Origin of the sequence: Bacillus australimaris (assembly GCF_001307105.1) — a bacterium.
Taxonomy (GTDB): Bacteria; Bacillota; Bacilli; order Bacillales; family Bacillaceae; genus Bacillus; species Bacillus australimaris.
Genome location: NZ_LGYN01000029.1, coordinates 65,216 through 79,573, shown reverse-complemented (window position 1 = coordinate 79,573; position 14,358 = coordinate 65,216). Strand labels below are relative to the sequence as shown.

The 14,358-nt window shown below is 41.3% G+C and carries 16 protein-coding genes; 7 read left to right on the top strand and 9 right to left on the bottom strand.

All coding sequences use genetic code 11. The features are described 5' to 3' along the window. Positions 1-18 precede the first annotated feature (18 nt). From AKG37_RS16835 to AKG37_RS16820, 4 genes are all read right to left on the bottom strand, one after another. A complete protein-coding gene (locus AKG37_RS16835) occupies positions 19-798 on the bottom strand; it encodes a TerC family protein (protein ID WP_060699864.1) in 780 nt (259 codons plus the stop codon). A 109-nt stretch (positions 799-907) separates the two neighbouring features. After that, a complete protein-coding gene (locus AKG37_RS16830; protein ID WP_034664245.1) occupies positions 908-1,486 on the bottom strand; it encodes a TerD family protein in 579 nt (192 codons plus the stop codon). A 39-nt stretch (positions 1,487-1,525) separates the two neighbouring features. Then, positions 1,526-2,107, bottom strand: coding sequence for a TerD family protein (locus AKG37_RS16825; protein ID WP_039176267.1), 582 nt, complete (start codon positions 2,105-2,107; stop codon positions 1,526-1,528). Between the two features lie 20 nt (positions 2,108-2,127). Further along, a complete protein-coding gene (locus tag AKG37_RS16820; protein WP_048238169.1) occupies positions 2,128-2,730 on the bottom strand; it encodes a TerD family protein in 603 nt (200 codons plus the stop codon). A 422-nt stretch (positions 2,731-3,152) separates the two neighbouring features. Between AKG37_RS16820 and AKG37_RS16815 the strand changes: the two genes are divergently transcribed. Both AKG37_RS16815 and AKG37_RS16810 read left to right on the top strand, forming a co-directional pair. Next, complete coding sequence (locus AKG37_RS16815) at positions 3,153-4,145, top strand: LLM class flavin-dependent oxidoreductase (RefSeq protein WP_060699863.1); 993 nt, start codon at positions 3,153-3,155, stop codon at positions 4,143-4,145. Between the two features lie 211 nt (positions 4,146-4,356). Then, a complete protein-coding gene (locus AKG37_RS16810) occupies positions 4,357-5,397 on the top strand; it encodes an acyltransferase family protein (protein WP_060699862.1) in 1,041 nt (346 codons plus the stop codon). 20 nt (positions 5,398-5,417) lie between these two features. On the opposite strand, the gene AKG37_RS16805 is transcribed toward AKG37_RS16810, so the two are convergent. Together AKG37_RS16805 and AKG37_RS16800 are read right to left on the bottom strand one after the other, a co-directional pair. Further along, the gene (locus tag AKG37_RS16805) at positions 5,418-6,197 is read right to left on the bottom strand and encodes a glucose 1-dehydrogenase (RefSeq protein WP_060699861.1); all 780 of its coding nucleotides are present in this window, start codon (positions 6,195-6,197) and stop codon (positions 5,418-5,420) included. Between the two features lie 117 nt (positions 6,198-6,314). Then, positions 6,315-6,743 (bottom strand): cell wall hydrolase, encoded by a 429-nt coding sequence (locus AKG37_RS16800; RefSeq protein ID WP_060699860.1) that lies wholly within the window; start codon positions 6,741-6,743, stop codon positions 6,315-6,317. A 538-nt stretch (positions 6,744-7,281) separates the two neighbouring features. Between AKG37_RS16800 and AKG37_RS16795 the strand changes: the two genes are divergently transcribed. Together AKG37_RS16795 and AKG37_RS16790 are read left to right on the top strand one after the other, a co-directional pair. Beyond that, positions 7,282-8,343, top strand: coding sequence for a DUF4352 domain-containing protein (locus AKG37_RS16795; protein ID WP_060699859.1), 1,062 nt, complete (start codon positions 7,282-7,284; stop codon positions 8,341-8,343). A gap of 93 nt (positions 8,344-8,436) precedes the next feature. After that, positions 8,437-8,772, top strand: coding sequence for a hypothetical protein (locus AKG37_RS16790; protein ID WP_060699858.1), 336 nt, complete (start codon positions 8,437-8,439; stop codon positions 8,770-8,772). A gap of 242 nt (positions 8,773-9,014) precedes the next feature. Here the strand turns inward: AKG37_RS16790 and AKG37_RS16785 are convergent, their stop codons facing one another. Both AKG37_RS16785 and AKG37_RS16780 read right to left on the bottom strand, forming a co-directional pair. Further along, positions 9,015-10,190 (bottom strand): ABC transporter permease, encoded by a 1,176-nt coding sequence (locus AKG37_RS16785; protein ID WP_060699857.1) that lies wholly within the window; start codon positions 10,188-10,190, stop codon positions 9,015-9,017. Beyond that, positions 10,190-10,930: an ATP-binding cassette domain-containing protein gene (locus AKG37_RS16780; RefSeq protein WP_060699856.1), complete on the bottom strand. Its 741-nt coding sequence runs from the start codon at positions 10,928-10,930 to the stop codon at positions 10,190-10,192. The genes AKG37_RS16785 and AKG37_RS16780 overlap by 1 nt, the downstream gene beginning before the upstream one ends. Positions 10,931-11,096: 166 nt before the next feature. Here AKG37_RS16780 and AKG37_RS16775 point away from each other — a divergent pair, with 166 nt between their 5' ends. Continuing rightward, on the top strand, positions 11,097-11,798 hold the full coding sequence (locus AKG37_RS16775) for a LytR/AlgR family response regulator transcription factor (RefSeq protein WP_060699855.1): 702 nt from the start codon (positions 11,097-11,099) through the stop codon (positions 11,796-11,798). Positions 11,799-11,809: 11 nt separating this feature from the next. After that, the gene (locus tag AKG37_RS16770; protein WP_060699854.1) at positions 11,810-12,775 is read left to right on the top strand and encodes a sensor histidine kinase; all 966 of its coding nucleotides are present in this window, start codon (positions 11,810-11,812) and stop codon (positions 12,773-12,775) included. A gap of 31 nt (positions 12,776-12,806) precedes the next feature. Here AKG37_RS16770 and AKG37_RS16765 read toward each other — a convergent pair whose 3' ends face one another. Then, a complete protein-coding gene (locus AKG37_RS16765; protein WP_060699853.1) occupies positions 12,807-13,736 on the bottom strand; it encodes an aldo/keto reductase in 930 nt (309 codons plus the stop codon). A gap of 159 nt (positions 13,737-13,895) precedes the next feature. Between AKG37_RS16765 and AKG37_RS16760 the strand changes: the two genes are divergently transcribed. Further along, positions 13,896-14,357: a DUF1453 domain-containing protein gene (locus tag AKG37_RS16760; RefSeq protein ID WP_237697827.1), complete on the top strand. Its 462-nt coding sequence runs from the start codon at positions 13,896-13,898 to the stop codon at positions 14,355-14,357. Position 14,358: the final 1 nt, after the last annotated feature.

Here is a 14,358-nt window from a genome sequence, read left to right as displayed (position 1 = left end):
CATTCCTTTTTGATCGTCCTATTCTTCTTTTGAAGCCGCAGCTTCGTTTGTCAGTTCTTGATGCTTTTTCTTGTTGATTTTATGAACAATAAACGTTCCAATAAATGCGAGAATAATAATCGCAAAGAATACGAGATGCGGAATTTCAATGTGAGCAGCACTTAAACCCATTTTGATGGCAATGATCCCAATAAGGATAAACGCTGTATTCTCAAGCTCTGGTATACGATCAATGAGAACAAGGAATAATTGTGCCACTGTACGCATCATGAGAATTCCAAGCATTCCGCCTAATAGAAGAATCCATACTTCTTCAGATACAGCGAATGCCGCAAGAATACTGTCGACCGAGAAGGCAAGATCCATAATTTCAACAGAAATAACAGTTGCCCAAAACACACCAAAGACTCGAATCAACCAGCCCTCTTTTTTCAATTCCTTCGCTTCGTCATCGCCGTCACCTAACCAGAAGTGCTTAATGACTAGCCATGCTAAATATGCAGCTCCGAGAACCTTAATCCACCAGAACTTAATAAGCAGCATCCCTACGCCAATGAATAGAAAACGGAAGAAATAAGCACCAATTAATCCGTAGGTTAATGCTTTTTTACGCTGCTTTTCTGGTAAATGTTTTACCATCACAGCTAATACAAGTGCGTTATCTGCTGATAACAATCCTTCAAGCACAACAAGAGTCCCAATAAGCCCCCAAGAGACAGGGTTTGTTAATACCTCTGCCCACATATGCCAATCAAAAAACGAGGCATACGTATCCAACATATGTTTCAAAATGTCCAACTGGTTTTCCTCCTATAAGTGTAGAAGCATCAGCAGGCTTTCGCCTGCTGCTATTCTTGAGCGCCGCTCGTTTTTGACAACGTCTCTTGAATTAATTTGTTTCTCTTAATTACACTTCTAACCCATAATTTTGACAAAGAGCTGCAAGGCCGCCAGAGAATCCGCTTCCGATCGCGTTAAACTTCCAATCACTACCGTGTCGGTACAATTCACATACCACAACAGCTGTTTCAATTGAGAAGTCTTCCCCTAAATCAAAACGAATCAATTCTTCCCCGCCCTCTTCATTTACAACACGAACAAATGCATTCGAGACTTGTCCAAAATTCTGGCTGCGCGTCTCTGCATCATGGATCGTAACTGTAATTCCGATACGATCAATGTTAGCAGGAATTTTTGAGAAATCAACGAGAATTTGCTCGTCATCTCCATCTCCTTCACCCGTGCGGTTATCACCTGTATGAGTGACACTGCCGCTCGGATGCTGAAGGTTATTATAGAACACAAAATCTGTATCTTGCTGACAACGATTGTTTGCATCCACCAAGAAAGCCGAAGCGTCCAAATCAAATTCGGCTCCGCCAGAATATTTATTCGTATCCCACCCAAGACCGATCATCACTTTCGTCAGCCCTGGATTGGTTTTTGTTAAATCGACACGTTGTCCTTTTGAAAGCTGAATCGCCATATTCATATCTCTCCTGTCTTTGAAAATAGGAAAAGATCGTTATCCGATATCTAATCCGAAGTCCGTTGCAATACGTGCAAGGCCGCCTTGATAGCCTGATCCGACAGCTGAGAATTTCCATTCCCCGCCATGACGGTATAGTTCACCTACAATAATAGCTGTCTCGATTGAGAAATCCTCTGCCAAATCGTAGCGAATGAGTTCTTCATTTGATGCCGCATTTAAAATACGTACATATGCGTTCGACACTTGTCCGAAATTTTGACTGCGTGCTTCTGCATCATGAATCGTAATGACAAATGAAATCTTCTCAATACTTGCTGGTACAGCTGCAAGGTCAACATTGACCTGCTCGTCATCTCCGTCCCCTTCACCAGTGCGGTTATCGCCTGTATGTACGACACTTCCGCCTCCGCCAGTTGTTTGATTGTAAAAGACAAAGTCAGATGGAGAGCTTGCTTTACCTGCTGCATCTAAAAGGAATACACTTGCGTCTAGATCAAAGTCATGTCCGCCGTCATATTTATTGACGTCCCAGCCAAGACCGACGACTACTTTTGTTAGACCCGGATTCGTTTTTGTTAAATCAATTTTTTGACCTTTCGCTAAAGAAATTCCCACTAGGAACCTCTCCCTTCTGTTTAAATGTAGTTTCTCGTAATATCGGCAAGCTTCGCATCATTTGTACCATTTCCAAGCGCCGCAAACTTCCACTCATTCTCATGACGATAAAGTTCTCCGACGATTAATGATGTCTTTCCTGCATAATCATCTTTCAAATTATATTTCACTAATTCTTGATTGTTTGAACGATCAACGATGCGAATGTAAGCATTTTGAATCATACCAAAGTGCTGGTTTCTTCTAAGAGCATCATAAATATTCACGACAAACACCAATTTATTCACATTTCCTGGTACCTTGCTCAGGTTGACGAGGACTTGTTCATCATCTCCGTCTCCTTCACCAGTCAGGTTGTCACCTGTATGCTCGACACTGCCGCATTTGCTTTTCAGGTTGCCAAAATAAATCAAATCTTTATTTTCCGTAAACTTATCATTTTTCAGCATGAGTACAGAAGCATCACAATCAACATCAGCGCCGCCTCCGCCGCCAAACAGCTTTCCTAAAAAACCGCCGCCTTGTGATACAGGGTCCCAGCCAAGTCCAACAAGAATATTCGTTAGCCCTGCTTTTCCTTTTGTTAAATCAATACGTTGACCTTTTTCTAATGTAATCGCCAAATCAATCACTCCTCCAGCATAATAAAAATCTATTTATTAAGCGATGGACCCTAATAAAATCATCATACATGAAAATTCGACAAAATTCATGAAATGACATTGGAGCCTCTTACTTTTTTTCTATTTACTAGTATATACGATCTATGTTCATGATAGGTTTCAAACACTTCATATTTTTTTAATGAAATATGCATGTTAAAAATGGTTCATGTCATAAATGAAGTGTTTCATGTGGAACATTGTCGAATGTCCCGGTAAACAACTCTTGCTGATCAATAGCATATTCATGTTGTTTCATATGTTGATATAGAAAAGATAAAAGCATCAGAGAAAAGGATCAACCCTTTCGTTTCCTTCCATCCATGGATTTCTTTATACTTGAAATAACGAATATTCAACGTGTTGATGAAAGGATGTTGATGATGCCATCACTTCATATATTAGATCAAGTCGCCATTCCTAAAGGTCAGACAGCGCAGGAAACATTGATTCACACAACGCAGCTGGCTCAGCTGGCTGAAACGCTTGGGTATGAGCGTTATTGGTTTGCTGAACACCACAGTACAAGAGGGCTCGCTAGTACAGCGCCTGAAATCTTAATGGCTCATATTGCGGCTCATACATCGACCTTGCGTACCGGGTCTGGCGGCATTTTACTTCCTCAGTACAGCCCTTTTAAAATAGCAGAGGTCACACGGCAGCTTGAAGCCCTTTATCCTGGACGGATTGAGATCGGTGTCGGCAAATCTCCAGGCGGGATTGAAAGGACAAGACTCGCTTTGACGGACGGTGCAAAAAAAGACCTGTCTCAATTTGACCGCCAGCTGAAGGATCTTCTATTTTACTTATCAGACAGTCTGCCTTCTGGTCATCCGCATGCAGGCGTGAAAGCGGCTCCGCTTGTTGATTCTCATCCGCCAGTTTGGCTGCTTGGGCTGGGAGAAAATAGTGCCATGCAGGCGGCAGAGCTTGGGATCAACTATATTTTCGGCCACTTTATCCATCCTGCACGCGGCAAGCAAGCATTTGAGACGTATCGATCACATTTTTCTCCATCTGTCTTTTCTAAACGGCCACAATCTATGTTTGCCGTCTTTGTCATCTGCGGTGAAACAGATGAAGAGGCCGACCGAATTGCCAGCAGTACAGATTTATGGCTGCTGCGCGTTGAGAAAGGATTGGATAGCCGCGTTCCTTCTATAGAAGAAGCAAGTGTCTATCACTACACCGCACAGGAAAAGGAAAAAGTACTGCAAAACCGCCAGCGAATGATTGTCGGCTCGAAAGAAACGGTGAAAGAGCAATTACAGACCTTGATGGACCGCTATCAAACGGATGACATCATGATTCTGAACAATTCCTTTGATCCGATCGAAAAACAACGCTCCTACAAGCGAATAGCAGAATTATTTTGAAGCCAGCTTTCTAGGCTTCTTTTTTACATTGTCATAAAAAATGGGAAATGTAACATAGAGATGTCAAAATCCTTCCGACTGTCATCTGATCGCAAATGTGTCTTCTAATCGTTAGAGAACTGTAAACGCATGAGGGGTGTACCTTTTATATAGTAGTGGTACATATTCAATGAACGGTTTACGACGCTGAGAAAGAAGGAGATGACAGGACATGAAAAAGAGACTCGATTGGGTAGATGCAGCTAAAGGAATCGGCATTCTGCTCGTGGTCATGGCGCATGTGCCCATTCCAGATTCAATCAAGCAATTCATTTACTCTTTTCATATGCCGCTTTTCTTTTTACTATCAGGCATGATGTTTCGATCATCCTCACAACCTGCTCTCTCATTTATTCAGAAAAAAGCTAAAAGCTTACTCTTGCCCTATCTCTATTTTTCCATTATTACGTATGTATTTTGGTTCTCCGTTACTCGCTTTTTCACATTCAAGGGACAAACGGATATTGACCCTTTCGTTCCGTTTACAGGTATTTTTATCTCCAATGCCGATGAAGCAAGACTTGCACATAACCCGGCGATTTGGTTTTTAACAACGCTCTTTATAGTAGAAATTTTATTTTTCTTTATGCACCGTCTGACAAAAGGAAAACCTGCTGCCGTGATCTTGTTGACTGTTCTTTGCGGAGGTGCTGGTTATGTCTCTACCTTGCTTTTAAATCAAAGTCTTCCTTGGAATGCCAATGTTGCTTTGACGGCAGTTGTGTTTTATTCGATTGGATTTTTGGCAAAGCAATGGTTTGTGGAATTAAAAACAGATCCAACCCTACTTTTATGTACAGGTCTGTTTGTGCTGACGGCTTACATGCAGAGCTTTAATTCTCGGATTGATATGCGAATCAACGACTATGGTGATCTCTTTATTTTCTATATATGTGCACTGCTCGGTTCAGCTGCCGTGATTTATTTAAGCTTTAAATTGAAGGCATCCCCTATTTTGACGTATCTAGGCAGAAATTCTATTGTCATTCTTGTCCTGCAGTTTGCCGGCATTGATATCATGAAAGCATTTGTTTTTTATGGACTTGGCATCAACATTGCTGATACAGCGCAGCTCTCTTGGACACTCTTTTACACGATCGGCACATTGCTGCTCATGGTGCCATGTATCTCCTTCCTGAGCAAGTACCCGATGCTGCTCGGCAAATCAGCCAAAACTGCACACCGCTACGAACAAAAAACATCCGCCGGCTGATCAGGCGGATGTTTTTTATATTAATCATTGATTTGAGAAGGATAAAGTGTCATTCCGCCATCCACAAATAAGGTGGTGCCTGTGATATACGACGCTTCCTTAGAAACGAGGAATGCAGCAGCGGACCCAATCTCCTTCGGTTCACCAAAGGCTCTCATCGGAATTTTCTCAAGCTGCTTTTGTTTTTTCTGTTCATCCTGCAAATCATCATTCGATTCGGTTGCCATGGTACCTGGTGCAATGGCATTGATCCGAATACCTGCTTCGGCATAATCAAGAGCTAGCGTCTTCGTCATCATATTCATTCCGCCTTTTGAAGTAGAATAATGAACATTGAATGGACGAGGGATCTCCTGATGAACACTGGAGATATTTAAAATCGATCCTTTGATGTCATGCTCCAGCATATAGGCAATTGCAGCCTTTGCACCTAAAAATGCGCCTGTCATATTCACATCAATGACTTTTTGCCATTGCTCCACCGTCATCTCATGCGGCATTGCTTCTTCGCCGTTAAATCCTGAATTATTCACAAACACATCGACTGTACCGAAATGCTCCAATGCTGTATCCATGATCGCTTGGATTCCTTCCTCTTTGGAGACATCAGCGTGTACTTTCACTGCCCTACCTCCGTGCTGTTGAATGGCTTGTACCGTTTCTTCAGCGCCATCTTCATCACCTTTATAGTTCACAATCACATTCATTTTCTCTTGTCCAAATCGCAATGCGATCGCTTGTCCAATTCCTTTTGAAGAGCCTGTGACAATGGCTGTTTTTCCTTTTAAATCTTGATACATCTTCATTTCCTCCAATCACGCGACATCTTGTTGATACACAATGGTTACCCATTTTGAAAAAAAGAAAAACACAACCCTCTGCATTTATACATGAAGAGGATTGTGCTGTTCATCAAGTTAAAAAGTGTTATAGACATTTTCACATGTTTCAGCAGTTGGCTGATAAAAGCAATGTGACTTATACCTTGCCACAAACGGCTGATTGTACCAAGTCGGCGGACAATCGCCAGGCGGTTTAAAATACCAAAGGCTGAATTTTGCCGGCCAAAATCGTTCCCCGTTAATATTCCTTCGCGCAAGTGTTTTTTCAGTTTCTCGTGCTCGTTGATAAAAATACCCATGCGTGACCGCTTCGAATGCATGCTCCTGATAAATCATTTGTGGAATCGTACGCAGCCCTTTAAAGTCCGAGCAGTTGGCACGTAAACGATTGATGCCCACATTTCCTACGAGCAGCATCCCTTGCTTCCCTTCACCTTCTGCCTCCGCTCTCAGCAGTCTGGCCATTAAATCAATATCAGAGCTTGTCGCTCTTACCACTGCCATACATCCACCTCCAGTTCGTTTCTCTTTTATTTTATGTGGTGTTTCTGTGTAGATGACTGCCATTTTGACATGAAAAAGCACGTTCAGTGTCGACAGCCTGTCTAAATACCTCAATATTTTGCTGGACATGTGTCTCTCTGCCAACAACACACAAACCGAGTGACCATACACATAACAGGAAAAAATATTCATTACTATAGACTCATTTACAAGTCATAAAAATCCTTCTAATAGCGCCATCATCTTCAAAAACAGTCATTTGAACCTATTCATTAATCCGACTCAAAACCTTAAAATATAAAATGTTGAGTTTTTACAGGAGATATCAAACAATAAAATACACATTTCTCCTCTCAACCTAGTGTCATTTTTACTATTTGAAGCTAGTCAATCTTTGAAACGCACTGAAGTATTGACAGTACTTTCGCTTCATTCTACAGTAAAAAACATACAGTATTTTTCTTTTTGTGCAAAAAGAATGATATGAACTACAGCTTTTCAATGAAATTCACCATAAACCCGAGGAGGAAAACAAGCCATGTTTAAAAAGAAATTATCCCTGTTTCTTCTGATCTTGTGTGTAACTGTTGTCGCTGCTGCTTGTAGTGGTGGTAAAGACAAAACGGCTGCGAAAGAAAACGATACCAAAAAATCTCTTGATGCAGCAGAGGTAAAGGTAGAAAGTGCTGAGTACACATTACCACCTCAATACGATACATCTGTACAGGATGATCAGTATGTATTAAAAGTGAACGTATCTGTAAAAAATATCAGCAAAGAGCCTCTCAATGTTGATAAGAGTAACTTTACGCTTTACCAAGATGATGCACAGGTATCTACGATCTCTCCAGATGACTACAACGAAGTATTATCTTCTAGCTCTCTAAATGCAGACAAAGTATCAAAAGGCGGTCTTTTCTATGTTGTTGACAAAGACAAAGACTATCAGCTTGTTTACACAGAGCCAGGCAGTGGATCGAAAAAAGATGACAAAACACTAGAGTTCGATATTAAAGGAAAAGACTTAATGAAAAAGGCAGATACGCTTCAAGCATCTGCAAAAGCCCTTTCTTCTTATATTGATGTCATGATTTTTGGTAAGAAGAACGACGATTTCGAAAAACTAACAGGTGATAACAAATCAACTGTTGTGAACGAATTTGATAAATCATTCAAACAAGGCTACATCACTTCATCAGGTATTTCTTCTAGCTCAGCGAAAGACGAAAACCTTGATAAGCTGCTAAAAGCTGTGAAAGAAACATTAGCTGAAAAATCAAAAGTTTCAACAAAAACAAAATCAATCAGCGGTGATAAAGCGGTCGTGACTGTGACCCTTACACCAATTGATGCAAGCCCGCTTGTTGATCGTTTAAAAGAGAAAGCGACTGAATTCTACAGCAAAAACCGTACAGCGTCTTATGATGATGCACAGAAATATTTACTCTCAATCTACCCAGAAGAGTTTAAAAAATTAGGACCATCATCTTCTGAAGAAACAGTAGAAGTCAACATGAAGAAAAATGATATCGACCAATGGAAACTTGATTTGAACGATTACAAAACAAGCTCATTAGTTGAGAAATTCATCAAGAACTAAAGAAAAACCCCCGATTTCGGGGGTTTTTTAATATGATGAGAACAAGCTTATTGTGGCGTATATCAACATTTCTTATTTTAAGGGTGGGAGTCAATGCTAAAGTCTAATCAAAACATCACCTACACGGGTGATGAAATGTTAGAGGTATTAAAAGAAATGAATTTGATTCTTTTGTCTTTGCATTACATGGGTTCTTATTATGGTGAAAAATTTCATCAGTATGGTGAGGAAGCATATAGAAGAGAATATGAAACAGAAACCACACGATTTATAGATGAGTGGGATGTCACCCAAAGACTCGCTAAAGTACGAAAGATACTATCTTCGAAATTTGATAGTACTTTAGGAATTGACGATATGGATGACATTGAAAGAGCATTGGAAGACATCAAGTACTGGACAAAGCCCAATGACAAGCCAAATCCATAGACTTTTGATTTACTAGCAAACGAGTTCACAAGCAGGGGAATCTCTTTATACGGAATTCCCCTTTTTAGCTTCATATTCTTTAATTATCTCAATTGGATCGACCGCATTTTCCTCTTGTATGTATTCTTCTACATAAGGAGTTGTTAATTTCTCAAACCTTTGCTCCTTATCTACTAAAGCAACATAGACATCCTCCGAATATAAAAAACTTGTAGAATATATCTACAAGTTTTTTCCTTTCTTTATTTCGCAAGCATCCACTTTTCTTTCATAAACAAGCTTCTCACGATGACAAACAGGATAACGACTGCCAACGCTGAGGAACCGAGTGTCAGAGTGACAGCCACCGGATCGATGATTCCAAACATCAATTGCTTACAAAGCGCATGAATATTAAGGAATGGGACAGCAAAGTAATACGTATCTAGCTGCGTAGCACCTGCTCTCATGGTAAAGAACATTGGAAGCACACCTAGTGTAATGATCATGGACATGTACGACTGTGCCTCTTTGACTGAGCCCGAAATGACGCTGAGCAGCAATTCAATCATGGATACCATGAAGGAGAAGATGATTAACGCCGCAAACATGACGCCGATAATGCTCCACATTTGATCACCAAAGTTTAGAGCCTGCTTCAGTTTTTCTGTAAAGAGCAGCGTAGATAGAAGCAGCATACCAATCGCTACAATCCCACTTAAAATACCGAACATGGAGACAGCAAGCCATTTTCCGATGAGGATCTGGAGTCTGCTGGCAGGTGTCAGAAATAGGGCTTCAATGGATTTTCGGTCCTTTTCACCTGCTACAATATCAAGCGCTGCTGGCAATGCTCCTGAGATGACCGAGGTTACCAAAATCATCGGAAGAAGAATAGACAACAGCATAGAGGTCACCCCGTTTTCCCCTTCATCACCTTCTTCTACATCAACAGACTGCACCTCAAACGGATGAATAACGGATGTGTCGATTTGATCAGCTGCTAAACGCTTCTCGACCACTTGGTTTTGATACTGCTCCAGCAATGATTGCAGCATTTGGACCGTTATCACTGAATCATCGTCTGTCGTATAGCCATGAATTTTAATCGCAAATGATTTGTGATGCTGAAGCATGTCTCCTGCCTCTTTCGGCATTTCCAGGTAAGCATTCGCCTCCCCATCTTTGACGGCTTGCTTCGGATCATCAAATGTTTCAAGATTGATGTTTTTGACCTCTTTGACCATTTGATTCATGTCGGCAGGAAGCTGTTCATTGACCGCGACCGTATAGGATGTATCCCCTGGATCTGCAATCATGCTTTCATAAAAGAACACCAGTCCAAGCATGGTTAAAAGAGGAACCAGTACTGTTAACAGCAATGTTTTTCGATCCCTTAGCGCATCTGTCATTTCTTTCAAAAAGATGGTTTTCCACATTATGAAATCCCCCTAGCGAGCTTCGACATAAAGATATAGTTCAAGTCTTCACTTTGTTCCTGCGCATATAATTCTGGAAGTGTCCCTTTGTAAACAAGCTCTCCTTGATGAATCATCATGACACTGTCACAGAGCTGACTGACTTCTTCCATGATGTGGCTTGAAAAGAGGATCGTTTTATTTTGCTGCTTGAGCTGATGAATAAAATCTCTGAAAATATTACTCGACGTGATATCAAGGCCGGTTGTCGGCTCATCAAATAAGATAATATCAGGATCATGGATTAAGGTTCTGGCAATCGCCACCTTTTGTTTCATCCCTCTTGAGAATCCTTTCACCTTTCGATCCAAATACTGTCTCATCCCAAAGCGCTTTGCCAAATCCTCTATTCTTGCTTTGATTTCATGCTGATCTAACCCATATAATTTGCCAAAATATTCAAGGTTTTCTCTTGCCGTTAAGCGGTCGTAAAGCCCCGTCTCACCGCCAAACAAGACACCAATTCGTTTTTTCACTTCTGTTGCTTCTTTCACTGTATCAAAGCCGGCGACAGTGACCGTTCCGTGTGTAGGCTCTAATAATGTGGCAACAGCGCGCAATAATGTGGTTTTTCCTGCACCATTTTCTCCTAGGATGCCAACCACTTCCCCTTCCTTCACGGAGAACGTCATGTGCTTCATCGCTTTCACGACTTTTTTCTTATCTTTAAACCAGCAGCTGCAATCGCTGAGAGTAATCATTTGGTCCGCCCCTTTCAACTTTACTTTCTAAGTCTATGATAGAAAAAATAACGCTCGCCTGATATAAAAATGTCGCGAAACGTCCTTTTTCTGTCTTGAAATGATCTATTTCAAAAAAACAAATGGTAAAATAGACAAATAATAAGAAGAGTCATAGGTGATTTTTATGATAAAAGTAGGTCTCGTCGATGATTACCGAGTAGATTTAGAAAAGCTGCACGCCATTGTAGGCAGAATGGAGGCTGTGGACATTGTTTTTGTCACGCAGTCAGCAGAGGATGCATACGAAAAGGTCAAACAAGGAGATATTGATTTATTGTTCGCAGACATTGAAATGCCTGGAATGTCCGGCTATGAATTAGCAGACCTCATTCACTCTCACGCACTAAATGTCGATGTTGTCTTTGTAACAGGAAACAGCGGATATGCGGTCCATGCGTTTGATTTGAATGTACATGATTATATTATGAAGCCCTACCAAGCCGATCGAATTGCCAAATCCTTAGAGCGCTATATGTCCACCAAGCAGGAGAAAAGCATTCATGGCCGGCTTCTCATTAAGCAGCAGTCAGATATTCATGTGCTGCAAAAGAAGGATGTCATTTTTGTTGAGCGAACGGGCCGGTCAACCACTATCGTCACAACAACAGGAGAAATCCAGACATATCAAACATTAAACGAGTTAAAGGGCGATTTGGCTGAAAAAGATTTTATCCGCTCTCATCGATCGTTTATCATCAATATTCATTACATTAAGAATTTCTCGGCGTATGCTAAAAATTCGTTTATCGTGTCTTTTGAAGGGACGGATAAAAAAGCCATGATGACTAAGCAGCAATTAGAATTCTTTAAGAAATACTATTTTTAAGGAGAACGAACGTGAACGCTTTATATCTTGGATTTCGCATTTATGCCCTCATATGGCTAGGTCTTGCGTTTCATGCAGTTACTGAAGCTTTTCTGCCGCTATCATCCATGGTGTTGTGGCTTCTTACCTGTTGTGTGATGAGTGTTTATACATTCTTCATATACAAAAGGTGTTTGCCTCATACGAATGGTTATGTGATATTAGGTGCTTGTATACTCATCACCTGCGCAGGCCTTTCTCTTTTTCTCACTCAAGAGAATGGGCTAAGCTATGCTTTGGCTTTCATCATCATGATGACAGCAGATATCCTCTCCTTGAAGATGATACAGACAGAGAGACAGTTAAATGGACGGCTTCAAGAACTCATAAACGCAGAATCAAGAACCAACGAATTACTTCTTGAGCTGCGCAGTAAACATCATGAAACAGCCAGACATTTAAATGCCTTTTCCGCGTCTAATGACGAGCATGAGATCAAGGATTTGATTCAGCAATACGTCAAGCATTTCCCATGGATGAAAGGAGAAAATGCTTATTTGGCCTCCACCCTCCACTCCTTTTTCCAGCGGGCTGAAAAGGAGGGCATCGCCCTTTCACTAGATCTTCAAGCACCGTTTTCATCGCTTCCCTATTCAAAAGCAGATCAGGTTAGTTTTACTGGCAACCTGCTTGATAATGCGTTAGATGCAGCGATTGAAGCGAAGCAAGCCGGAAAAGAGGGCAGCATCTCGGTTACGACCTCTATTCGAAGCGGGCTATTTTTAATCCACTGTGAAAACAGCACAAAGGGAATGGAAAAACACGTGCTAGATCATTTGTTCAAAACCTTTGGCCGCTCAACAAAGGGCGGCGATCATCAAGGCATGGGGACGTATATCATTCATCAGCTTGTTGAAAAAGCAGACGGAACACTTGATTTCACTTATCGTTCTCCAAATTTGCGAATCGTCATTAAGATCCCTCTCACAATGTCATAAAAAAAGGTGCAGCTATGCACCTTTTTTTCTATTAAGAGAAGATCTTGTCGATTTGATTGATTTCCTCTTCTGTTAATTGAACATCGTTTGTTTTGAGGTTTTGCAAGACTTGGTCTGCTCGTTTTGCACCTGGAATAATAGCATCGATGCCGTCCTGCGCTAAGAGCCATGCCAGTGCGACGTGTGCCGTTTCTGCATTTTTTGATTGAGCAATGGCCTTCAGCTTGTCTACTTTTTCGAGATTTGAAAGGAATGCATCTCCTTGGAAAAGCGGGTCCTTTGCTCGAATATCATCAAATGTCGCATCCTTTGTAAATTTCCCAGTCAACAAGCCTGATGCCAATGGGAAGTAAGGAATAAAGGAGATACCATGCTCAACGCAGTATGGAAGAAGATCCTGCTCTGCCTGACGTTTCAGTAGAGAATACTCCGACTGAAGCACATCTAAGTAACCATCTCGGTTAAAGGCTTGAAGCTGTTCAAAGTCAAGGTTTGATGCACCAATGGCCTTGATTTTCCCTTCGTCCTTCAATTCCTTTAATGTGCCTGCTACTTCTTCCAGCGGTGTGCGCCCATCCGGGAAGTGCATATAGTACAAATCAATATAATCTGTTTGCAATCGCTTCAGGCTATTTTCGACCTGCTCTCTTAAGAAATCACGACTGTTATCCAGTTCAATTTGCCCGTTCACTTCTTTATGAGCCCCTTTTGTCGCAAGGACAAGCTTTTCTCTGCCGCCTCTTTTGGCAATGATCTCACCGATCAATTCCTCTGAACGGCCCAGCCCATAAATAAAAGCAGAATCTAAGAAATTGACACCGTGATCAAGAGCTGTCACTACAAGCTCCCGCCCAGCATCCTCACTTAGATTCGGGAATAAATTATGCCCACCTACCGCATTTGTACCAAGCCCTATCGGATTCACCTGTAAATCAGTTCGTCCAAGCGTTACCTTTTTCAAAAGCTCATCTCCCTTATCTGCTTAATCATCCTTATTTTCCCACGAATCATTTCCAACATTCAAGTATTCCGCTCTTTGAAAATCAACCTGCAGGTGGACGCCGCGAAAATAGAAGATGCGTATGATGAAGATAGACTAAAACGAAAGGGAGATTTTTTTATGACCATTCAAATTGTGATCATTATGATGATACTACTGCTGAGAACAGGCAAGGAAAAAGAAATTCGCCCCATCAGGCTTCTCATAGGGCCGCTCATTTTATTAGGCGTTCTTTCTTATTCCATCACTCAGCATATTCAAATGACAGCTCTGAGCTTTCTTGCGATAACTGTCTTTGCAATCATTGGTTTTGCAATCGGGCTGTGGCGAGGTAAACTATACAAAGTAACATTTGATCAACATTCGGGACGTATTACAGCCGCCAGTTCACTCTATGGAACACTTTTTTTCATCGGTATCATCCTTCTTCGGATGGCCATAGGTTCAATTGTGAAGGATGGTGGTCATTCCCTGATCATTTTCGCAAATGGTCTGACATTCCTACCAATCGGCAGTATGATCGGATTTCGTTTTATTCTTTTAAAAAGATATATGGATCTCAAGGCATCTGCTGCTATTTAAC

Bases quoted from the DNA above. Each gene is read 5' to 3' on its own strand.
- AKG37_RS16785 (WP_060699857.1), bottom strand. From the start codon at position 10,190: ATGTGGAAAACCATCTTTTTGAAAGAAATGACAGATGCGCTAAGGGAT.
- AKG37_RS16795 (WP_060699859.1), top strand. From the start codon at position 7,282: ATGTTTAAAAAGAAATTATCCCTGTTTCTTCTGATCTTGTGTGTAACT.
- AKG37_RS16805 (WP_060699861.1), bottom strand. From the start codon at position 6,197: ATGTATCAAGATTTAAAAGGAAAAACAGCCATTGTCACAGGCTCTTCA.
- AKG37_RS16790 (WP_060699858.1), top strand. From the start codon at position 8,437: ATGCTAAAGTCTAATCAAAACATCACCTACACGGGTGATGAAATGTTA.
- AKG37_RS16810 (WP_060699862.1), top strand. From the start codon at position 4,357: ATGAAAAAGAGACTCGATTGGGTAGATGCAGCTAAAGGAATCGGCATT.
- AKG37_RS16775 (WP_060699855.1), top strand. From the start codon at position 11,097: ATGATAAAAGTAGGTCTCGTCGATGATTACCGAGTAGATTTAGAAAAG.
- AKG37_RS16800 (WP_060699860.1), bottom strand. From the start codon at position 6,743: ATGGCAGTGGTAAGAGCGACAAGCTCTGATATTGATTTAATGGCCAGA.
- AKG37_RS16760 (WP_237697827.1), top strand. From the start codon at position 13,896: ATGACCATTCAAATTGTGATCATTATGATGATACTACTGCTGAGAACA.
- AKG37_RS16830 (WP_034664245.1), bottom strand. From the start codon at position 1,486: ATGGCGATTCAGCTTTCAAAAGGACAACGTGTCGATTTAACAAAAACC.
- AKG37_RS16815 (WP_060699863.1), top strand. From the start codon at position 3,153: ATGCCATCACTTCATATATTAGATCAAGTCGCCATTCCTAAAGGTCAG.
- AKG37_RS16780 (WP_060699856.1), bottom strand. From the start codon at position 10,930: ATGATTACTCTCAGCGATTGCAGCTGCTGGTTTAAAGATAAGAAAAAA.